General features: G+C 66.0%; 15 protein-coding genes and 1 pseudogene. 5 read left to right on the top strand and 11 right to left on the bottom strand.

Going from position 1 to position 20,740, the window contains the following annotated elements:
- Positions 1 to 25 precede the first annotated feature (25 nt).
- The 7 genes from araG to F4827_RS10075 all read right to left on the bottom strand — a co-directional run bounded on the left by araG (position 26) and on the right by F4827_RS10075 (position 9,426).
- The gene (gene araG / locus F4827_RS10105; protein WP_260184511.1) at positions 26 to 1,570 is read right to left on the bottom strand and encodes an L-arabinose ABC transporter ATP-binding protein AraG; all 1,545 of its coding nucleotides are present in this window, start codon (positions 1,568 to 1,570) and stop codon (positions 26 to 28) included.
- 47 nt (positions 1,571 to 1,617) lie between these two features.
- Positions 1,618 to 2,622 carry an arabinose ABC transporter substrate-binding protein gene (locus F4827_RS10100; protein ID WP_183723980.1) on the bottom strand — a complete coding sequence of 335 codons (1,005 nt, stop codon included), beginning with the start codon at positions 2,620 to 2,622 and terminating at the stop codon, positions 1,618 to 1,620.
- 54 nt (positions 2,623 to 2,676) lie between these two features.
- Positions 2,677 to 3,606 (bottom strand): Gfo/Idh/MocA family protein, encoded by a 930-nt coding sequence (locus F4827_RS10095; protein ID WP_183723981.1) that lies wholly within the window; start codon positions 3,604 to 3,606, stop codon positions 2,677 to 2,679.
- 66 nt (positions 3,607 to 3,672) lie between these two features.
- Entirely contained in the window at positions 3,673 to 4,602 is a 930-nt protein-coding gene (locus F4827_RS10090) for a dihydrodipicolinate synthase family protein (RefSeq protein WP_183723982.1), read from the bottom strand.
- Positions 4,603 to 4,633: 31 nt separating this feature from the next.
- Positions 4,634 to 5,986 carry an MFS transporter gene (locus F4827_RS10085; RefSeq protein ID WP_183723983.1) on the bottom strand — a complete coding sequence of 451 codons (1,353 nt, stop codon included), beginning with the start codon at positions 5,984 to 5,986 and terminating at the stop codon, positions 4,634 to 4,636.
- Between the two features lie 85 nt (positions 5,987 to 6,071).
- Positions 6,072 to 7,655, bottom strand: coding sequence for an aldehyde dehydrogenase (NADP(+)) (locus F4827_RS10080; RefSeq protein ID WP_183723984.1), 1,584 nt, complete (start codon positions 7,653 to 7,655; stop codon positions 6,072 to 6,074).
- Between the two features lie 19 nt (positions 7,656 to 7,674).
- A complete protein-coding gene (locus tag F4827_RS10075) occupies positions 7,675 to 9,426 on the bottom strand; it encodes an IlvD/Edd family dehydratase (protein WP_183723985.1) in 1,752 nt (583 codons plus the stop codon).
- 150 nt (positions 9,427 to 9,576) lie between these two features.
- On the opposite strand from F4827_RS10075, the gene F4827_RS10070 reads away from it, so the two are divergent.
- The 3 genes and pseudogenes from F4827_RS10070 (at position 9,577) to F4827_RS10060 (ending at position 12,599) form a co-directional block, all read left to right on the top strand.
- Positions 9,577 to 10,587, top strand: a complete 1,011-nt coding sequence (locus tag F4827_RS10070) for a LysR substrate-binding domain-containing protein (RefSeq protein WP_183723986.1) — start codon at positions 9,577 to 9,579, stop codon at positions 10,585 to 10,587.
- Between the two features lie 30 nt (positions 10,588 to 10,617).
- Positions 10,618 to 11,136, top strand: a pseudogene (locus tag F4827_RS10065) (class I SAM-dependent methyltransferase); the annotation flags it as partial.
- 272 nt (positions 11,137 to 11,408) lie between these two features.
- Positions 11,409 to 12,599, top strand: coding sequence for a tyrosine-type recombinase/integrase (locus tag F4827_RS10060; RefSeq protein WP_183723988.1), 1,191 nt, complete (start codon positions 11,409 to 11,411; stop codon positions 12,597 to 12,599).
- A gap of 18 nt (positions 12,600 to 12,617) precedes the next feature.
- On the opposite strand, the gene F4827_RS10055 is transcribed toward F4827_RS10060, so the two are convergent.
- Positions 12,618 to 13,490: a LysR family transcriptional regulator gene (locus F4827_RS10055; RefSeq protein WP_183723989.1), complete on the bottom strand. Its 873-nt coding sequence runs from the start codon at positions 13,488 to 13,490 to the stop codon at positions 12,618 to 12,620.
- A gap of 165 nt (positions 13,491 to 13,655) precedes the next feature.
- On the opposite strand from F4827_RS10055, the gene F4827_RS10050 reads away from it, so the two are divergent.
- A complete protein-coding gene (locus F4827_RS10050) occupies positions 13,656 to 15,122 on the top strand; it encodes an MFS transporter (RefSeq protein ID WP_183723990.1) in 1,467 nt (488 codons plus the stop codon).
- Between the two features lie 221 nt (positions 15,123 to 15,343).
- On the opposite strand, the gene ptrR is transcribed toward F4827_RS10050, so the two are convergent.
- Complete coding sequence (gene ptrR, locus F4827_RS10045; protein WP_183723991.1) at positions 15,344 to 16,231, bottom strand: putrescine utilization regulator PtrR; 888 nt, start codon at positions 16,229 to 16,231, stop codon at positions 15,344 to 15,346.
- Positions 16,232 to 16,340: 109 nt separating this feature from the next.
- Between ptrR and F4827_RS10040 the strand changes: the two genes are divergently transcribed.
- On the top strand, positions 16,341 to 17,750 hold the full coding sequence (locus F4827_RS10040; protein ID WP_183723992.1) for an NAD-dependent succinate-semialdehyde dehydrogenase: 1,410 nt from the start codon (positions 16,341 to 16,343) through the stop codon (positions 17,748 to 17,750).
- A 520-nt stretch (positions 17,751 to 18,270) separates the two neighbouring features.
- Here the strand turns inward: F4827_RS10040 and F4827_RS10035 are convergent.
- Together F4827_RS10035 and F4827_RS10030 are read right to left on the bottom strand one after the other, a co-directional pair.
- The gene (locus F4827_RS10035) at positions 18,271 to 18,510 is read right to left on the bottom strand and encodes a hypothetical protein (RefSeq protein WP_183723993.1); all 240 of its coding nucleotides are present in this window, start codon (positions 18,508 to 18,510) and stop codon (positions 18,271 to 18,273) included.
- Between the two features lie 113 nt (positions 18,511 to 18,623).
- Entirely contained in the window at positions 18,624 to 20,555 is a 1,932-nt protein-coding gene (locus F4827_RS10030) for an AI-2E family transporter (protein WP_183724049.1), read from the bottom strand.
- Positions 20,556 to 20,740: the final 185 nt, after the last annotated feature.

The following is a 20,740-nucleotide window of genomic DNA, read 5'->3' as shown; positions in this document are numbered from 1 at the left end:
GCGGCCTGGCGTGGCTGAAAGCGTCTTATCGCGGCAGCGCCAGCTTGATCAGTTCGTCGGGCGAGGCTTCGGCTTTCGGCACGCTGCCCGCGATGCGCCCTTCGCGCATCACGATGATGCGGTCGGCCACGCCGATCACTTCGGCCAGATCGCTCGACACCATGATCACGGTGCGGCCCGCTTCGGCCAACTCGTAGAGCAGGTTGTAGATTTCGGCGCGCGCGCCCACGTCGATGCCGCGCGTGGGTTCGTCCATCAGGAACACTTCGATGCGTTCGGCCAGCCACCGCGACAAAATCACCTTCTGCTGGTTGCCGCCCGAGAGCGTGCCGATGGCGGTGTCGCCGTTGCGCGTCTTGATCGCGAGCTTCTTGATGTAGTCGTCGGTCAGATCGCGCTCGCGTTTCGCATCGAGCAGAAAGCGCGCGGGACTGAAATGACGCCGCGCGCTGATGTTGAGGTTGTCCGCCACCGAAGCGATCGCGACGATGCCTTCCTGCTTGCGGTCCTCAGGGCACAGCGCGATGCCTGCGCGCACGGCGTCGCGCGGACTGGCGAAATTCACGCGCTTGCCGTTCAGCTCGACATGGCCCGCGCTCGCACGCGTCGCGCCGTAAATCAGCTTCATCAACTCGGAGCGGCCCGCGCCCACCAGCCCGAAGAAGCCGACGATCTCGCCACGCCGCGCCGTGAACGAAACAGGTTCGGCCAGACCCGGCCCAAGCAGTCCCTTCGCTTCGAGCAGCACGTCGCCGGCCGGGCGTGAGCGATAGCCGTAGACGTCCTCGATCGAGCGGCCCACCATCGCCGCGATCAGGCGATTGCGGTCGAGATCGGCGACCGATTCGAAGGTCTCGATGCGCTTGCCGTCGCGGAACACGGTCACGCGGCCGCACAACTCGTAGACCTCGTCCATGCGGTGCGTGACGTAGATGATCGCGCGGCCATCGGCACGCAGCGCATTGATGATGCGAAACAGGTTCTCCGTTTCGCGCGCCGAAAGCGAACTGGTCGGCTCATCAAACGCGATCACGCGCGCGTCGCGCATCAACGCCTTGCCGATCTCGATCATCTGGCGCTGGCCGATGGAAAGATTCTTCACCGGCGTACGCGGATCGATGCGCTCGCCCAGGCGCTTGAGTTCGTCCATCGCGCGCTGAACGAGTGTGCGCTCGTCCAGCACGCCCAGGCGATTGGGCAATTGCCCGAGCATCAGGTTATCGGCCACCGTCAGTTCGGGAACGAGATGCAACTCCTGATAAATGATCGCGATGCCCGCGTCGAGCGCCGCTTTGGTGGTCGTGAAGCGCTGCTCCACGCCGCCCAGCTTGAGCGAGCCTTCCTGCGCCTGGTTCACGCCCGAGAGCACCTTGAGCAGCGTGGATTTGCCCGCGCCGTTCTCGCCCATCAGGCCGTGCACCTCGCCCGCGCGCACTTCCAGCGAGACGCGGTCGAGCGCCTTCACGCCCGGAAAACTCACGGTGATGCCGTCGAGTTCCAGATACGCGCGGCTCCCCTGTTGAGCCTTTAGAACTGCTTCGCTCGCGCTCGCCGCATCGGCATATGTCATGGTTTCAGTCATTGCATCCCTGCCCTTAAACACGCGTCAAAACGACCTTAAATACCCAGCTCGCTACGCACGGCCGTCCAGTTGTCGCGCGTCATCAGCTTGCCGGTGGTCTGCGTATCGGCGGGCGGCTGCTTGCCGTTGCGGATCCACTCGACGAGGTTTTCGGCGCTGTCCTTGCCGTGATTGGTCGAACTCACGGCGATCGTGCCGTAGAAGCCGGTGGGCTGCTTCTTCTGGAACTCGGCGAAGGCTTCGCCCGCGCCGTTGATGCCCACGCCGATCACGTCCGAGGCCGGCAGATGCAGCTGTTCCGTCGCACGCACGGCGCCCAGCACGCTTTCTTCGTTGAGCGCGAAGATCACCCACTTTTTGATGTTCGGATGCTGCGCGAGCACGGGCGAAGCCGCGTTGAAACCGCCTTCGTCATCGGTGGTCTTTTGCGGCGCGTCGAAGATGTTTTCCTTCTTGAAGCCGCCTGCTATCAGCGATTGCGTCGCGCCATCGGTACGCAGTTTTGCCGTGGGCAGTTCGTAGTCGGTGATGCGCAGCGCGCCCACTTCTTCCGGCTTCCAGCCGCGACGCTTCATTTCCTCGGCGATGGCGGTGCCCACCTGATTGCCGATCTTGAACGCCGACATGCCCAGATGCGGCACGCTCGCCAGCGGCTTGCCCGACGAATCCACCAGTTGATCGTCCACCGTCACGAACTTCATGTTGTAGCGCTTGGCGCGCGCCTGGATCGCCGGTCCAAGGCGCACGTCCGGTGCGCAGATCACGAAGCCCTGCGCGCCTTGCGCACCGAGGTTATCGATCGCGGCCAGCACCTTCTCGCCATCCGGCGTGCCGATATTGACGACCGAGAAGTTCTCCTTCTGGCCCAGCGCCGTAGCGGCCTTCTGTTCGTTGATGAACCAGGCCTGTTCCGGCATCTTCACGAGAAAGCCGATCTTGGTGGGCGAATCGGCGTGCGCCGCGATATTCATGCCGAGCGGCGCGACGCACAGGGCCGCGAACACGGCGCGAAGGGTAAAGCGGCGGATGTTGCTGGTCATGCTCCTGTCTCCTTGGGTGTGGTGCTGCGTTTATTTGTTACGTGATCCGAACGGTTAATGGCCGAAGGCTTCGACTTCGACATGCCTGCCAAGCAGGAATGCGTCTGCAACGAGGCGCAGCGGCCGCACGTCCACGTCTTCGGTGCCGTGCGCGATGAGCCAGTGAAAACGCTCGTAGAGCGCCGCGTATTCGCGCTCGGCGTCGAGTTGAACCGGCTCGCCCTTGATCGACAGACGCTTGCCGCCTTCGGAGATCGACAGCAGACCGTCGGTGGTTTCCACGTCGATTTCCCACTGCTCGATCGGGCCGTGACGCCAGTCGAATTCGGCGCGTACCGGCACGCCGTCGGTATCGATGCAATCGAGTTCGGCGGCAATCGGCGTCGCGCAGTCGCTGGGCACATGCAGCGTCGCGCTGCGCAACAGCACTTCGCGCGGCAGGATGCGCGTGACGATGGAGAGCGCGTTGATGCCCGGATCGAAGACGCCCAGACCGCCTGGTTCCCAGATCCATTGCTGGCCCGGATGCCAGCGGCGCACGTCCTCCTTCCAGCGCACATGCACGGCGCGCAGCGTGCGGGTGGCGAGCCACGCGCGCGCCGGTTCGACTGCGCTCGCGCAGCGCGAATGCCAGGTGGCGAACAGCGTGCGCTTGTGCTGCTTTGCGAGTTCGCGCAGCGCTTCCACTTCGCTCACACTCGCGCCGGGCGGTTTTTCGAGCATCACATGCTTGCCCGCTTCCAGCGCGGCGCGCGCCTGCGCATAACGCACCTGCGGCGGCGCGCACAGCGACACGGCATCGAGTTCGCGCTCCGCGCCCAGCAATTCGCCGATATCGCTGTAATTGCGCACGCTCTCCACCTGCGCATTGCGGCTCGCAGCAGCGACGAGTTCGAAGCCGGGGTTGCCCGCGATGGCGGGCAAATGCTGGTCGCGCGCGATCTTGCCGACGCCGACGATAGCCAGGGTATACGACGCATTCATGGCGATCTCCAATCCTTTATCCACGTTTTCCGAGGGAAAATTATTTTATTCTGGATATCGAATGATTTATTTCCCCCAACGCAGCACCAGCGGATCGAGCTTGCGCGCAATCGCAATCAGTTCTGCGCGCGTCTCGGGATGCATCGCGGGCAGCGGATGGCGCGGCAGTTCGCAGTCGATCACGCCGCCTTCCTTCATCAGCGATTTGCACGCGAGCAGGCCCGCCTGGCGGTTTTCGTGATTGATGAGCGGCAGCCACTTCTGGTACAGCGTGAACGCATCGTCGGCGCGGCCTTCGCGGTGCGCCACGATGATCGGGCGAATACCGTCGGGAAAACCGCCGCCCGTCATCGCGCCCGTCGCACCCGCGTGAAGGTCCGCCAGCAGCGTGATGCCTTCTTCGCCATCCCACGGACCTTCGACCGCGTCGCCCGCGAGGCGGATCAGTTCGCGCAGCTTGTTGGCCGCGCCCGGCGTTTCGATCTTGAAGTACGACACCTGTTCGATTTCGCGGGCCATGCGCGCGAGGAACGGCGCGGACAGCGCCGTGCCGGCCGCAGGCGCGTCCTGGATCATGATCGGAATGTCGATGGCATCGGACACGCGTGCGTAGAACTCATAGATCTGCGCTTCCGGCACGCGGAAGGTCGCGCCGTGATACGGCGGCATCACCATCACCATCGCCGCGCCCATGTCCTGCGCACGCTTGCTGCGGGCAGCGCACACATTCGTGCCGTAATGCGTGGTCGTGACGATCACCGGCACGCGGCCCGCCACGTGTTCGAGCACGGTGCGCGTGAGGATTTCGCGCTCGTCGTCGGACAGCGAAAACTGCTCGGAGAAGTTGGCGAGGATGGCCAGGCCGTCCACGCCCGCGTCAATCATGAAATCGACGGCGCGCTTCTGGCTTGCCAGATCGAGTTCGCCGCTTACGGTGAAGGTAGTCGGCACCACTGGAAAGATGCCCGAGTAGCGGGCCGTGCTGCTGGTCGTCATAGCTTCAATCCTGCTTGTTCAAAGGGGTCAATCACGATTCGCGTGCGAGTTTTACGTCCGCGCTAGCGCCAGGAGCCGGCGCGCGCAGCGCCGCGCGCACGGCGAAGGTCGCGAGCACCGCGACCACCAGCGTGGCGGCTAGAAAATACAGTCCGGCCGCGAGGCTGCCCGTCGCGTCCTTGATCAGTCCGATGCCATAGGGGCCGAGATAGCCGCCCAGATTCGCGAGCGAGTTGATCGTCGCAATCCCCACGGCCGCGCTCGTGCCGGTCAGGAACTCGCCCGGCAGTGCCCAGACCACGGCCTGAATCGAATAGAGCGAAAACGCCGTCAGGCTGATGAACAGCAGTTGCAGCACTGGCGCGTGAACCCACGCGCTCGCGGCCATCGTGAGCGCCGCAAGCACCGAGACCACGACGATATGGCCGTAGCGCTCGCGATGTTTGTCCGAGTGACGCGGCACGATCAGCAGACCCGCCACCGCGAACAGATACGGCACCGCGGAAAGCAGCCCGGCAGTGGAATCGCTCACGCCGAACGCCTTGATAATGGTAGGCAGCCAGAGTGACAAACCGTAGATGCACAGCGGAAACGGCAGAAACAGCAGCGCGAGCAGCAACACGCGGCGGTCCTTGAGCGCGCTGAACGGATTGCGATGCGCGTCGAGCGCATAGCTGCGGCGGTCGGAAGTGAGTTCGCGCTCGATCCAGCGGCGCGCTTCAGGCTTGAGCCAGCGCGCATGCGCTGGCGACTCAGGCAGCAGGCGCAGCGTGGGCAGGCAAAGCAGCACGGCGGGCAGGCCGCTGACGACAAACAGCGCTTGCCAGTTCGAGAGCCCCAAAAACCCGTGCGTTTCGAGCAACGCGCCGGCAATCGGGCCGGTCACGATGCCCGCGATGGGCTGCGCGAGCACGAGCAGGCCAATCACGCGAGCGCGATGGCGCAGCGGGAACCATTGCGTAAGGAAGAAGAGAATGCCGGGATAAAGGCCCGCCTCGGCCGCGCCCAGCAGAAAGCGCAACAGATAAAAGCTCTTCGGACCGCTGACGAAGGCCATCGCCATCGTGATGGCGCCCCAGGTGAAGAGAATGCGGGCGAACCACACACGCGCGCCGAAACGCGCGAGCGCGAGATTGCTCGGCACTTCACACAGGAAGTAGCCGACGAAAAAGAGGCCCGCGCCCAGACCGTAGGCGGCGTCGCTCAGGCCCACAGCCGCGTTCATATGCAGCTTTGCAAAGCCCACGACCGTGCGGTCGATATAGGCCACTACATAGATCAGCGCGAGAAACGGCACGAGGCGGCGCGCGATATGGCCGACGATGTGCTTTTCCTCGGCGCCCGACTCGCTTCTGCCCGGTTGCTGCACCTGCGGATTCGTCATCCTGTCTGTCTCCTTGCTGTTGCACCAGCGTATCGCCGGTCCGCGTTGGACGCGGATCTCGTGGGCGACATATCCGTTTATCGGTCTAGTTCACGCTCTCAGGTTTGCCTGCGAAACGCCGCTTGATAGCTAACGGGTTGCCATCGCGCAGCGCATCGGGCAGCAGGCTATCGGCCAGATTCTGGTAGCAGACCGGGCGCAGGAAGCGTTCGATCGCCGCCGTGCCCACCGACGTGCTGCGCACATCGGACGTTGCCGGGAAGGGGCCGCCGTGGACCATCGCGTCGCACACTTCCACGCCGGTCGGGAAGCCGTTGGCGAGCACGCGGCCTGCCTTGCGCTCGATGAGCGGCAAGAGCGTGCGCACGAGATCGGCGTCAGCGGCTTCCATATGCAGCGTGATGGTCAGTTGGCCTTCGATGCCGCGCAGCACGGCGCGCAATTCGGCTTCGTCGGCGCATTCCACCAGCACACTGCTCGGGCCGAACACTTCCTCGCCGATCGTTGCGTCCGCAAGCAACTCGCGCGCGCCGACCTTGAACAAGGCGCTTTGCGCACGGCCTGGTGCTGCCGCACCGCGTGCGAGCGTTGTCACGTTTGCGTGCTGGGCGAGGCGCTCAACGCCCTTTTCATAGGCGCGCAAAATGCCGCCGGTCAGCATCACGCCCGCATTCACGGCGCCGAATTCGCGCGCGGCATTCGCTGCGAAGGCATCGAACTCCGCGCCCGCGAGACCCAGCATCAAACCAGGATTGGTGCAGAACTGCCCGCAGCCCAGCGTCGCCGATGCCGCGAATTCTCGCGCCAGCGCTTCGCCGCGAGCGGCCAGTGCGCCTGGCAGCAGCAGGTTGGGATTCACGCTGCTCATTTCGGCGTAGACGGGAATCGGTTCGGGGCGCGCCGCCGCCAGCTTCACGAGCGCGAGGCCGCCCGCGCGCGAGCCGGTAAAACCCACCGCGCGAATCGCCGGATGCTGCACCAGCGCCGCGCCCACTTCATGACCCGCATCGAACAGCAGCGAGAACACGCCTTCAGGCAGGCCCGCCGCCGCGACCGCCTGCTGGATCGCACGGCCCACCAGTTCGGACGTGCCGGGATGCGCCGGATGCGCCTTCACCACCACCGGGCAACCGGCGGCCAAAGCCGAAGCCGTATCGCCCCCCGCCACCGAAAACGCCAGCGGGAAATTGCTCGCGCCGAATACCGCGACCGGACCCACGCCGATGCGCCAGAAGCGCAGATCGGTGCGCGGCGGCTGGCGCTCGGGCAAGGCCGGTTCGATGCGCGCGTCGAGCGCGTCGCCGCTGCGCACGAGCGTGGCGAACATGCGCAACTGGTTGGCCGTGCGGGCGCGTTCGCCCTCCAGACGTGCGCGCGGCAAGCCGCTTTCCGCCATCGCGCGTTCGATCAGTTGATCGCCGAGCGCTTCGACGCGCGCCGCACAATCGTCGAGGAATTGCGCGCGTTGTTCGGCGGCCAGCGCGCGATAACTATCGAACGCTTCATCGGCGATCCTGCAGGCTTTCTCGACGTCGCCTTGCAACGCGCCGTGGAAGACCGGCTGCGCGATGGCTTGCTGGCTCGCTGCATCGATCGATTGAAACGCCGCGCCTTCGCCGCGTTTCGACTGCGAACCGATCAACAGTTCGCCTGTGAGTGCAATCGTCATGATGTAACCCCTGGGCGCGTCAATGCGAGTGCCGCGGCACGTCGGAGCCGCGCTTGCCGACGAGGAAGTCCAGATCGCAGCCTTCGTCGGCCTGCAGGACGTGATCGACATAAAGGCGCGCATAGCCGCCCCGGCCGAGTTGTTCGGCCACGCCCGGCGCGGCGGCGGGATCGACATCGCTCAAACGGCGCTGCAGTTCCTCGTCGCTGATATCGAGGTGCAGACGGCCGCTCTCACAATCGAGTTCGATCCAGTCGCCGTTGCGCACCGCGGCTAGCGGGCCGCCCGCCGCCGCTTCGGGCGCGACGTGCAGCACCACCGTGCCGTAAGCCGTGCCGCTCATGCGCGCATCGGAAATACGCACCATGTCTTTCACGCCCTGGCGCAGCAGCTTGGGCGGCAGGCCCATGTTGCCCACTTCGGCCATGCCGGGATAGCCGCGCGGGCCGCAGTTCTTCATCACGAGGATCGAGTCCTTATCGACATCGAGCGATTCGTCGCCGATGGTCGCCTTGTAATGGTCGAAGTTCTCGAACACCACTGCGCGACCGCGATGCTTGAGCAGTTCGGGCGTGGCCGCCGAGGGCTTGAGCACCGCGCCGCGCGGCGCGAGATTGCCGCGCAGGATGCAGATGCCGCCGTCCGCGATCAGCGGATTGTCGATCTGGCGAATCACCTCATCGTTGTAGTTCGGTGCTTCGCGCACGTTGTCCCACAGCGACTTGCCGTTGACCGTGAGCGCGCCCGGATGCGGCAGCAGATTCGCTTCGCCCAGACGGCGCAGCACCGCCGGCAAACCGCCCGCGTAATAAAACTCTTCCATCAGGAAGCGGCCCGAAGGCTGCAGATCGACGATGGTGGGCGTGCTGCGGCCAATGCGCTGCCAGTCTTCCAGTTCGAGCGGCACGCCGATGCGCCCCGCAATCGCCTTCAGATGGATCACCGCATTGGTCGAGCCGCCGATCGCCGCATTGGTGCGGATCGCGTTCTCGAACGCCTCGCGCGTGAGGATCTTCGAGAGCTTCAGGTCCTCCAGCGCCATTTGCACGATGCGCATGCCGGACATATGCGCGAGCACGTAGCGGCGCGCGTCCACTGCCGGAATCGCCGCGTTGTGCGGCAGCGAAACGCCCAGCGATTCGGCCATGCAGGCCATCGTCGACGCCGTGCCCATGGTGTTGCAGGTGCCCGCCGAGCGCGACATGCCGCCTTCGGCTGCGAGGAAATGATGCAGGTCGATCTCGCCCGCCTTGAGCGATTCGTGCAGACGCCAGACCGCCGTGCCCGAGCCGATGTCGCGGCCTTCGAGCTTGCCGTTGAGCATCGGGCCGCCCGTCACGACGATGGCGGGCACGTCCACGCTCGCCGCGCCCATCAGCAGCGCGGGCGTGGTCTTGTCGCAGCCGCACAGCAGCACGACGGCGTCGATCGGATTGCCGCGAATCGCCTCTTCCACGTCCATCGAGGCGAGATTGCGCGTGAGCATCGCCGAGGGACGCAGATTCGATTCGCCGTTCGAGAACACCGGGAATTCGACCGGAAAGCCGCCCGCTTCATAGATGCCGCGTTTGACGTGCTCCGCGAGCTTGCGGAAGTGGGCGTTGCAGGGCGTGAGTTCCGACCACGTATTGCAGATGCCGATGACAGGGCGGCCATCGAATTCGTGATCCGGAATCCCCTGGTTCTTCATCCAGCTTCGATACATGAAGCCGTTCTTGTCCGTGGTGCCGAACCACTGTTGGGAGCGCAGTTTGGGTTTCGTTGCCGACATCGTCTGAATGTGGGTAGGGCTGAATTGGCTGAATGTTGCGCATAGTCTAAGGAGAACTCTGATAACCTTCTAATGAAAAAAAGAACGGTTCCGATATCGAAATCGGCATTGGTATAAACGCTTAGAACTATTTGGGATTGAGGCACCGTCATGCTGGAGACAAGCCCCTGGTACGTGCGCACGCGGCTCAAGACGCGGCAGTTGCTGCTGGTGGCCGCGCTTGCCGAAGAAGGCAATATTCACCGCGCCGCTGCTGCGCTCAACATGACGCAGCCCGCCGCGTCCAAGCTGCTGCGCGAGCTGGAAGAGATGCTGGGCGCGCTGCTGTTCGAGCGCATGCCGCGCGGCATGAGACCCACGCTGTACGGCGACGCGCTGATCCGTCATGCGCGCGCGGTGCTGGGCAGCCTCGATCAGGCACAGGAAGAACTGACCGCGCTCAAGGCCGGGCGGCTGGGCCATGTGGCGGTGGGCGCGATCACCTCGCCAGGCGTGCGCGTGCTGCCGGCTGCCGTGGCGGCGGTCAAGCGCACGCACGCGAATATGCGCATATCGGTCGAGATCGACGCGAGCAACGTGCTGCTCGAACATCTGGCACAGGACAAGCTGGACGTGGTGCTGGGGCGGCTTTCTGCCGAACACGACAAGCTCGCGCTACGCTACGAAGCGCTCACGGGCGAGCCGGTGTGCGCCGTGGTGCGGCCGGGGCATCCGTTGCTTGCGGCTTGCGCCAATGCAGCGGACGCAACCGACGCAGCGGACGCAGCCAACAAGCCGCTCGCGCTCGCCGATGTTGCCCGCGCCACCTGGGTCGTGCCGCCGGTGGCGAGCGTGCTGCGCCATCGCTTCGAGCTGATGTTCCAGCGCGCCAGCCTCGCGCCGCCTTCGAACGTGGTGGAAACGCCCGCGCTGCTGTTCATCACGCGCGTGCTGGAGCAAAGCGACATGATCGCCGTACTGACCGGCGACGTGGCGCGCTATTACGCGGCGCACGGCATGGTGGCGATCCTGCCGCTGCCGATGGACTGCCAGATGGACGACTTCGGCATCATCACGCGCTCCGACAAACTCTTGTCGCCTGCTGCTGAAGTGATGATCGAAGCGCTGCGCGCCGTGAGCGTGGAGGTCTATGGCGCGACGCCGCCCGAAGCACAGACGTAATCTTCAAACCAGGTTCATCAGGAGACGCAGATGCCAGACGTCAACCCCGCAGGAACGCCCGATACCACCGCGATCCGCACCGCGCTCTGGCGAGCGCTGCATGTGCAGGTCGATGCCGCGCCGCATGTGCTCGAAGACGAGCTGGGAATGCAGCTCGCCGCGCCCGACGCGCACTGGCGCAAGCGTCCCGATATGGACCCCGAGGGCACTCGCGGTTATCGCGCATCGATCGTGGGCCGCGCGCGCCTGATCGAAGATCTGGTTGCAGCACGGCTTGCAAACGGCGTCGCGCAATACGTGCTGCTGGGCGCCGGCCTCGACACCTTCGCGCAACGGCGGCCCGAAATCGCCTCGCGCATGGATGTCTATGAAGTCGATCACCCGGACACGCAGCCCTGGAAGCGCCAGCGTCTCGCCGATCTGGGGTTTCGCGAGCAGGAATGGCTGCACTTCGTGGCTGTCGATTTCGAAGCGGGCGATTCGTGGCGCGCGCAGCTCGTGAAAGCGGGCTTCGATGCCGCGCGACCCACCGTGGTGGCATCGACGGGTTAAAACCTGCGAAAGGCGAATCGTTTCTGATCGCCACGGTTTAAACGCACTTTCATTCAAGTGTTTGCCCCCTCCCCCGCCCCTCTCCCAACGGGAGAGGGGGTGGCCAATCACTCCCTCTCCCTACGGGAGAGGGCTGGGGAGAGGGTCAACAAGAGGTCGAACCACCAAACACACTTCGAACAGCGCGATCCGCGCTATAGTCCGCGAGTTCTCATCCACGCTCATCCAAGCCGCCCCATCGCCTCACAACCGCGGCCTTCGCTTTGCCCATGCACACCGCCCTGCTCGCTCCGCGTCCGCTCGACGCCCTCGAATTGCCCGCCGATCTCGACGGCCGCGACGGCGTCAATCGCGCGCACGGCCGCATGCAGATCGCGGCGGCCAACGACCTCGAAGCGATCCGCGCGTGGCTGGCGCGTGTCGCCGATTCCAGGTCCACCTTCGAGACCTATCGCAAGGAAAGCGAGCGCCTGCTGCTCTGGGCCATCGTGCAACTGGGCAAGCCGCTATCGTCGCTCACGCACGAAGACCTGCTCGCCTATCAGCATTTCCTCGCCGATCCCCAGCCCGCCGCGCGCTGGGTCGCGGGCGGCGGGCGCAAGCACGCGCGCGACGACGCACGCTGGCGGCCGTTCCACGGGCCGCTGTCCGCCGCCAGTCAGCGCCAGGCGATGGTGATCCTCAATACGCTGTTTTCCTGGCTGGTGAGCGCCGGCTACCTGGCGGGCAATCCGCTTTCGCTCTCGCGCCAGCGCGCGCGCCGCGCCGCCCCGCGCATCACGCGCTATCTGGAGCGCGAACTGTGGGACGAGGTGAAAGCCTATGTCGACAGCCTGCCGCGCGAAACCGCACGCGAGCGCGAGCACCACGGCCGCACGCGCTGGCTGCTAACGCTGCTCTATCTGGGCGGCCTGCGCATCTCGGAAGTCGGCGGCAACACGATGGGCGATTTTTTCGCGCGGCGCGACGGCGCGGGTGTGGAGCGCTGGTGGCTCGACGTGCTGGGCAAGGGCGAGCGCCGCCGCCTCGTGCCCGCCACCGCCGAGATGATGGCGGAGCTGGCGCGCTATCGCAGCGCGCGCGGTCTTGCTGCCCTGCCCGCACCGCACGAAAGCACGCCGCTCGTGCTGCCGATCGGCAAATCGCTCAAGCCGCTCACGCGCGCGGCGTTGCATACGATCGTAAAGGGGATTTTTGCGGGCGCGGCGCAGCGCTTGCGCGAGATGGAGGGGGCTGCGGGTTGCGCACAAGCCCAGGCGTGCGCGGCACGGCTCGAAGAGGCATCAGCTCACTGGCTGCGCCACAGCGCGGGCTCGCATATGGCCGATGGCGATGTCGATCTGCGCCTCGTGCGCGACAACCTGGGCCACGCGTCGCTGAGCACCACCAGCCTCTATCTGCATAGCGACGACGACGTGCGCCATCGCGAAACCGACGAGAAACATCGGATCGGGTGGTGAGCGCATCATTCGGCGCGTTCACACCACCAGTTGACGGGCCAACACCTCTCGCGCCTGTGTCACCGTCTCGCTCTCACCCGCCAGCGGCGGCGTAAGCGAAAACACCGCCTCCGGCAGCGTGGGCAGCCGATGGCGCGCCGGCAGCCGCACCAGACCGTCCGGCACCGCCGAGGCGCACAGGCACCCCACGCCCAGCCCCGCCGCCAGCATCGACTGCAAACCCGCCACGCCCGACGCACTATGGCCCATCACGAAGGCGCGCCCCTGCTCCTCCAGCGAGTGCACCGCGATCTGATGCAGCATGCAGTCGTTGGGCAGCAGCACGAGCGGCAGCGGATCGGGCAGCGTCTGCGCCAGCGCGGGCGAGGCCACCCAATGCACCGGTTCGCGGCGCAGCACCCAGCGAGCGTCACCGCTCGCGGGCCGCACGGCCCCCACCGACATATTCATCACCACGCCTAGATCGATCTCGCGGCGCGCGTGCGCCTGCTCGATTTCGACGCTCTTCATCGTGCTCACATGCAGGCTCAGTTGCGGATAGCATTCGCGCAAACGCGCAAGCATGCTCGCCACTTCGTGGGTGCGGTAGTAATCGGTGATGGCGACGCGCAGTTCGCCCTTGATCGCCTGGCCGCGCACATCGTCGAAAGCGGCTTCGTTGAGCGCCACGATGCGCCGCGCGTGCGTGAGCAGCCGCGCGCCGGCGGGCGTGGTTTCGACGCCGCGCTTGCTGCGCACGAAGAGCGGCACGCCGGCGCGCGCCTCCAGCTTGCGCATCTGCTCGCTGACCGTGGACTGCGACAGATGCAGCGAGGGCGCGGCGGCCGAGAGGCTGCCTGCATCCACCACCACCGTGAAGGTGCGTAACTGGTCGAGTTCGAAACCACGCATGCGTTTTTCCGCCTTCTCCATCCATCGACTAAGTCGATGGATAGTACCACTTATTCCCGCTTTTCCGCCGGATGCGTGCTATAGCACAATGGCTCATCCAATGGTGCAGTGCGCCAACGCGTCAGGCGAGCGCGCTGCATCGACCACTTTTCCGACAGGCCCGCCATGTCCGACAACACCCTCACTGCCGCGCCGTGCGCGGCTGCGCCTCCTTCCGCCTCAGCCGCCGCGCACGCGCAGTCCGGCTGGGCGCTGGTGGTCCTGCTGATCGGCGCGATCCTGCCGCCGGTCGATTACTTCATCGTCAATCTGGCGATGCCCTCTATTCACGACGGTCTCGCGGCCACCGCGTCGCAGTTGCAGCTGGTGGTGTCCGCCTACGCCTGCGCCAACGCGGTCGCGCAGATCACGGGCGGGCGGCTGGGCGATCTCTATGGCCGCAAGCGCATGTTCATGATCGGCATGGCGGGCTTCGTGCTGGCTTCGACGCTCTGCGGCCTCGCCACTGACGGCACGGTGCTCGTGTTCGGGCGCATCCTCCAGGGTCTCTTCGCCGCCGTGCTCGCGCCCCAGGTGCTGGCGACCATCCGCAGCGTCTACGCCCCGCACGAACAGGTGCGCGTGATGGGCCTCTATGGCTTCGTGTTCGGCGTCGCGGCGGTGATCGGCCAACTGGGCGGCGGCGCGCTCATCAGCCTGCATCCGTTCGGGCTGGGCTGGCGCGCGATCTTTCTCGTCAATCTGCCGATTGGCGTCCTCGCGCTGCTCGGCAGCTGGCGCTTCATTCCAGAGAGCCGTCCTCCGCGCGGCGCGCGCATCGACATACCCGGCACGTTGCTGCTGTCGCTCTTTCTGCTGATGCTGGTTTATCCGCTCACGCGCGGTCGCGAACAAGGCTGGCCCGTCTGGATGCTGTTTTGCCTCGCCGCTTCGGCACCGGTGCTCGGTTTGCTGCTGCACGTGGAACTGCGCACGCTCGCGGCGGGCAAGGATCCGCTGCTCGACGTGCGTCTGCTGCGCAATCCGGTCGTGGCCCTGGGGCTTGCGCTGGCGTTTCTGTTCTATCTGATGAGCGCGTTTTTCCTGAGCTACGGCATCTATCTGCAAGGCGGGCTGCACTGGTCGCCGCTCGCATCGGGGTTTGCGATCCTGCCGTTCGGCGTGGGCTTCCTGTCGAGTCCGCTCGTGATGCCGCGTCTGGTCGCGCGCTTCGGCGGCTATCGCGTGCTCACGCTCGGTTATGTGCTGATCGCGCTCGGGCTTGCCACGGCGGCGACGCTCGCGGGTCCAGTCGCGCCGGGCGCGGGCTTCTATGCTGGACTCGCGGCGATGGGCATCGGCCAGGGTCTCGTGCTGCCGTCGGTGGTGCGCATCGTGCTCGCCGAAGTCGAACCGGCGCGCGCGGGCGTGGCGTCGGGCATGGTCACGGCAATGCTGCAGATCGGCGCGGCGGTGGGCGCGGCGACGCTCGGCGGCCTGTTCTTCGCCCGGCTGGGCGAGCATCCTGCGGCGCTCGATTACGCGGCGGGTTTCAAGGTGTCGATGTTCGCGCTGGTGACGATTTTGAGCGTGTGCGTGCTGCTGTCGATGGCGCTCGGGCCGCTGCATCGACGCTTGCATGCGCACGATTGAAAACGCACGAATGAAAGCGCGCGAACACCATCGAAGCGGCGCGCTGATTTCGTTATGCCAAAGGCTTCGTTCACGCGCGCAAGGCCGCTTGCTACGATGCGCGCAGTCTTCTCCGAGACTGCCTGGGCGGCTCGTCAAGCTCGATTCGTACGATGAGCCGGTCTGGACTGGGGTTGGCTCCGGCTTTTCGATGGCACTACATCGGCAAGCCGGAGCGCTTTTCACGCGCTCTGCTTTGCATGCTCCAGGCGTTGCGCCTCCAGCATTTCCACCAGCCGCCGCAGCGCTGCGGGCGCGCGCAGATCGCTGCGCCACACCAGATAAATCGTCACCGCGCGCACCGAAGCCGGCAGCTTGTGCGCCATCACCGCGCCCCGGCTGGGCATGCTCTCCAGCAGGCTCGCCGGCAGCAGCGCGAGACCCGCGCCCGCCGACACGCACGCCAGCATGCCGTGATACGACTCCAGCTCGAACACGCGCCCGGGCGCGGCGCAATCCTCCTCGAACCAACGCTCGAAAGTGCGCCGGTACGAGCAGTTCGAGCGGAACGCGTAGATGTTCGCGCCGTTTACGTCCTTGGCACGCTTGATCGGTTTGCGGTTGGCCGCCGAAATCAGCACCAGTTCTTCGCTGAAAACGGGCACGCCGGTCAGCGCTGGATGCGAAACCGGCCCATCGACGAAAGCCGCCGCCAGCTCCCCTGCCAGCACGCGATCGATCAGCTCGCCCGACGGCCCCGTTGACAGATCGAGCGCCACTTCCGGGTAGCGCCGATGAAACGCCGCCAGCACCGGCGGAATGCGCACGGCCGCCGTGCTTTCGAGCGAACCGAGCGGCAGCGCGCCGCGCGGCTCGTCGCCAGCCACGGACAGCTTCGCTTCGTCGGCAAGAGCGAGAATGCGGCGTGTGTAGTCGAGGAACGCCGCGCCTGTCGCGGACAGCCGCAGGCGCATCTTTTCGCGGATGAACAGCTCCGCGCCCAGTTCCTCCTCCAGTTGCCGCAGGCGCGTGGTCAGATTGGACGGAACGCGGTGCAGGCGCTGCGCGGCGGCCTGCACGCTGCCCGCATCGGCGATTTCGCGAAAGATCTGCAGTTGAGCCAGCTCCACTTCCTCACTCCAGGAGAACAATTTGTTCAATATTATTCACTTTCACTGAGGATTACCAGATCGTATGCTGGGGCACATTCATCATCGTGTTGCCTTTGAGGAGCCCAGCATGACCACAACCAACCACACCCACGACAACCACGACACCACCGGCGCGGTCTCGCGCAACCCCGCCAACGGCGCACTCCTCGCCACCTACGCGTTCGACAGCGAAGCCGCCGTGGAAGCGGCGCTGGTGCGCACGGCCGGCGCCGCGCGCGCCTGGCGCGACACGCCCGTCGCGCAACGCGCCGCCGTTCTGGTACAGCTCGCGCACGTGCTGCGCGAGCGCAAGCAGGCCATCGCGACGATGATCGCGGACGAAATGGGCAAGCCGATCGCGCAGGCGCGCGGCGAGGTCGAGAAGTGCGCGGCGCTTGCCGAGTGGTACGCCGAAAACGGCCCGGCCATGCTTGCGCCCCTGGAGGTGTCGGTGGCGGCGGGCGTCGCGCGCCAGGAATTCCGCCCGCTCGGCCCGATTCTCGCGGTCATGCCCTGGAACTTCCCGATCTGGCAAGTGCTGCGCGGCGCGGTGAGCATGCTGCTCGCGGGCAATACCTACGTGCTCAAGCACGCACCGAACGTGATGGGCAGCGCCTACCTGCTGCGCGATGCGCTCGCGGCCACCGACCTGCCCGCAGGTGCGTTCGAAGTGCTTAACCTGCCGCCCGAGCGCGTCGCGCCGGTGATCGCCGATGCGCGCATCGCCGCCGTCGCGGTGACGGGCAGCGTACGCGCCGGCTCGGCGATTGCCGCGCAGGCGGGCGCCGCGCTCAAGAAGTGCGTGCTGGAATTGGGCGGCTCGGACGCCTTCATCGTGCTCGCCGACGCCGATCTCGACGAAGCGGTGCGTTCCGCCGTGCTGGGCCGCTACGGCAATACGGGTCAGGTGTGCCTGGCGGCCAAGCGCCTGATCGTCGAAGAAAGCATCGCCGCCGAATTCGAAACGCGCTTTGTCGAAGCCGTGAAGGCGCTGCGCATCGGTTCGCCGCGCGAGGACAGCACCTTCATCGGCCCGATGGCGCGCTATGACCTGCGCGACGAGCTGCACAACCAGGTCGAGCGTTCGATCGCCGAAGGCGCACGCCTCGTGATCGGCGGCAACAAGATCGAAGGCGCGGGCAACTACTACGCGCCGACGATTCTCGCCGACGTGCGCCCCGGCATGACCGCGTTCAAGGAAGAACTGTTCGGGCCGGTCGCGGCGCTCATCGTGGCGCGCGACGCTCAGCACGCCGTCAATCTGGCCAACGACAGCGAGTTCGGCCTGGGCGGCACGATCTGGTCGGGCGACGTCGAACGTGCGAATGCGCTGGCCGCGCAGATGGACACGGGCGCGGTCTTCATCAACGGCGACGTGGCAACCGACCCGCGCGTGACGGTGGGCGGCGTGAAGAAGAGCGGTTTCGGGCGCGAACTGTCCAGCTTCGGCATGCACGAGTTCTGCAACATCCAGACGGTGTGGGTGGATCGCCGCTAAAGCAGCGTCGCGCATGGCGTTGAAGCGGACTTGAAACGGACTTGAAACGGCGTGGAAACGTTTTAAGCCTTGCCAGAAGGTCTTATTTACCGATTACGGCTCAACCAGGGTTGTCGAGCGAGCGGGTTTTTCCGCATTTAACCTTTTCTCATGTTGACCGTTAATCAACTTATGGAGCACGGCAGCGGATCGACTGACTTGCCGGTCCGTGCGCCGCGCACCATACCCTGTCCCCGTTCATTCTGGGACCATGCAGAGTCGAAGTATTGAACGCCGGCGGGCAACCGCCGGCGATTTTTTTTGGGCGCGCGAAATGGCAGGAATGCCGATGCGGAAAATGGGTGCGCGCGCATCGGTCTCGAACGGGCGCGCTCGCGCAGATGCTGCACCGACGTCCCGGAAATCGGCCATGTCACGCCTTTTCTACCCAGGCTCTGCGCAATGCTCTCAATCTCGGCACGCGTAAAGAACGCGACAGGCGGCCGATTGACGACGCCATGGGGCGGATCGCCCCTCGCCCTCAATGCGTATCGAAACTCATATCGTCGTGCGCGACGCGCACGGGCTCGACACGTCCGAGCGCTTCGAGCAGCGAGTGCCCCGCGGTCGTGAGCGACGGCAGGCGCAGGCCTTCGGCGCGCGTTTCGAGCGCGACGAGCTGGCGTTCAAGCAGGGTATCGAGTTCCTCGCGGTTCATATCGATCTGCTCCGGCGCGTGGCGGATCAACATCAGCGTGGCGAACTCGTGCGGGCTCAACAATTCATGTCTCCTAGTAATGCCGCAACCAGGGGCACAGGGCGCATATCATCAGGCCTGAATGTGACGCCGGCGTGACTGTCACATTCCCCGCGGCGGCCGACGCGCCACCGCTCTCACAGGTGCTGTCGGGCAGCAGCTTCCGGCTGACGCACCATCGCGGCGCCGCACTCCTCCACCAGGTCGCGCAGCGTGGCGGCAAGGTGGGTGGCGGTGTCGTTGCTGGGGGCGATGCCTATGCCTTCGTCGCGACGCTGCGCCCGCACGCCGACGATGATCGGCATGTCCGGCGCGCGTTCGCGCACACGCCGCACCAGGTTGCGAAGGTACGGCGGCGAATCCGCGGCATCGAGCGAGGCCACGCAAATCGCGTGGATGTCCAGCGCATCCACCATGCCCGCCTTGGTGTTGCGCACGTCGTCGTAAGTGGTGGCCGTGCAGGGAATGCGCGCGCGCAGCAGCAACTGGCAGACGATGGCCGCCACCACCTCGTCGAACGCGCCGCGCCCCGGCACACAAAGCACGAGCCGGCCGTCGTGCGGCACCTCGACGAGCACTTCCACTTCCTCGCCTTTGCGCCGCGCGGCATGACGCGAATCGTCCACCGATTCGAGGTCTTCGACGATGTCGAGCAGCGCCTGATTGATGCGCGCGAGCTGCTCGGCCGGCAGCACGCCGCGCAGCACGTCGTTGCGCGCGAAGCGCAGGCCCTCGAACACCACCTGCTCGTAATAGTCGATCAGCGGCATCTCGGCCAGCAGGCGGTCGGCCTGCAAGAGCGCTTCGTGCGGATCGTCGGCAAGCAGACGTTGGTAGCAGGTTTGCGCGGGCGTAAGCGCCGGCTGGTCGCCCAGCAGGATGGTCAAAAAGTTCAGGCGATCCACGTAACGGCCAAGCGTGACGATGCACAGCGTCAGCGGCGTGGAGAGCACGAGGCCGATCGGCCCCCACAGCCAGCTCCAGAAGATCGCCGCCACGACCACCGCGAGCGGCGAGAGGCCGGAGCGTCGGCCATAGAGCATCGGCTCGGCGAACTGGCCCGCCACCACATCGACGACGATAAAAAAGATCAGCGTCCACACCGCCATGGTCCATTGCGGCTGGATCGCGGCGGCCAGCAACGTGGCCAACACGGCGGCGATCCAGATGCCGATGTACGGCACGAAGCGCAGCAGCGCCGCCACCGCGCCGAACAGCAGCGCCCCCGGTACGCCGATGCCCGCCAGTCCCACCGCGAGAACCGCGCCCACCGACACGTTCACGCCCAGTTGGGCCACGAAGTAGCGCGACAGGCGCTCGGATGCGTCGTTGATGGCCGTGGTGGTGCGGTGCAGATCGTCGGAGCCGAACACGCTGATGAGCCGGTCGCGCAGGTCTTCGCGCTGCAACAGGATGAAGATCGTCACCACCAGCACGATGAAGCCGGTTTCCAGAGGCGCAATCACCGGCGCGAAGGCTCTCTGCGCGAGCTGCATCGGCGTGGGCGCGGGCGTGTGGACTTCCACCGGCATCGGCTGCTGGGGCTGGTTGCGTGCGGCGCGTCCGCGCGGCTGCGGCGGCGCGGGCGGCGGCGTGGGCGTCACGCGCTGCAGTGCGGCGGCGGCGCGCGTCATCAGCGAATCGGCGCGGCCCACGGTTTTTTCCTGCACCGTCTCGATCTTCTGCTCGATGGCCTCCTGGTACTGCGGCAGATCGGCGGCAAGCTGTACGACCTGCGCGGCGATCAGCGCGCTTACGCCGGCCAGCGCGAGCACGGTCGTCAGCACCGCGACCAGGATCGCCAGAAACGGCGGCAGGCGCAAGCGGCGCAGCGCGTTGACGAGCGGCGCGAGCAGAAAGCTCAGCAGCACCGACAGCGTGATGGGAATCAGCACCGCGCTGCCGAAGTACAGGCCGCACACCACCGCCACGCCCGTGATGACCGAAGCGAGCGTGTGGACTGTCGGCGTACTCGGCGGGAACACGCGATTGCGGCGGCTGTCGGCGGCGCCTTGCGCGGATCCGGCCTGGCCTGCGTTGGGCCGCTCGGGTGGAAGCGGGAAATTCATGGCGAAGCGGTCGCGGCCATCGCGACCTGAGCGGTCATCGGATTCGTGGGGAGGATAGGGCTCGCGCATCGGGGCGCACCTGCCTTTAGAGTAGTGCGCGCTGCGCGCGATGGGCGGCAACGGGCGAAATCGGTCGGGTATTGACAGCCTGGCGCTCTTCTACGGCTGCCGCTCGCCTCGCTAAG

Source organism: Paraburkholderia bannensis (assembly GCF_014200455.1).
GTDB lineage: Bacteria > Pseudomonadota > Gammaproteobacteria > Burkholderiales > Burkholderiaceae > Paraburkholderia > Paraburkholderia bannensis_A.
This window is presented reverse-complemented; position numbering and strand designations above follow the sequence as displayed.

Excerpts from the sequence above, each read along its gene's own strand:
- araG (WP_260184511.1), bottom strand. The coding sequence starts at position 1,570 with ATGACATATGCCGATGCGGCGAGCGCGAGCGAAGCAGTTCTAAAGGCT.
- F4827_RS10100 (WP_183723980.1), bottom strand. The coding sequence starts at position 2,622 with ATGACCAGCAACATCCGCCGCTTTACCCTTCGCGCCGTGTTCGCGGCC.
- F4827_RS10095 (WP_183723981.1), bottom strand. The coding sequence starts at position 3,606 with ATGAATGCGTCGTATACCCTGGCTATCGTCGGCGTCGGCAAGATCGCG.
- F4827_RS10090 (WP_183723982.1), bottom strand. The coding sequence starts at position 4,602 with ATGACGACCAGCAGCACGGCCCGCTACTCGGGCATCTTTCCAGTGGTG.
- F4827_RS10085 (WP_183723983.1), bottom strand. The coding sequence starts at position 5,986 with ATGACGAATCCGCAGGTGCAGCAACCGGGCAGAAGCGAGTCGGGCGCC.
- F4827_RS10080 (WP_183723984.1), bottom strand. The coding sequence starts at position 7,655 with ATGACGATTGCACTCACAGGCGAACTGTTGATCGGTTCGCAGTCGAAA.
- F4827_RS10075 (WP_183723985.1), bottom strand. The coding sequence starts at position 9,426 with ATGTCGGCAACGAAACCCAAACTGCGCTCCCAACAGTGGTTCGGCACC.
- F4827_RS10070 (WP_183723986.1), top strand. The coding sequence starts at position 9,577 with ATGCTGGAGACAAGCCCCTGGTACGTGCGCACGCGGCTCAAGACGCGG.
- F4827_RS10060 (WP_183723988.1), top strand. The coding sequence starts at position 11,409 with ATGCACACCGCCCTGCTCGCTCCGCGTCCGCTCGACGCCCTCGAATTG.
- F4827_RS10055 (WP_183723989.1), bottom strand. The coding sequence starts at position 13,490 with ATGCGTGGTTTCGAACTCGACCAGTTACGCACCTTCACGGTGGTGGTG.
- F4827_RS10050 (WP_183723990.1), top strand. The coding sequence starts at position 13,656 with ATGTCCGACAACACCCTCACTGCCGCGCCGTGCGCGGCTGCGCCTCCT.
- F4827_RS10040 (WP_183723992.1), top strand. The coding sequence starts at position 16,341 with ATGACCACAACCAACCACACCCACGACAACCACGACACCACCGGCGCG.
- F4827_RS10030 (WP_183724049.1), bottom strand. The coding sequence starts at position 20,555 with ATGAATTTCCCGCTTCCACCCGAGCGGCCCAACGCAGGCCAGGCCGGA.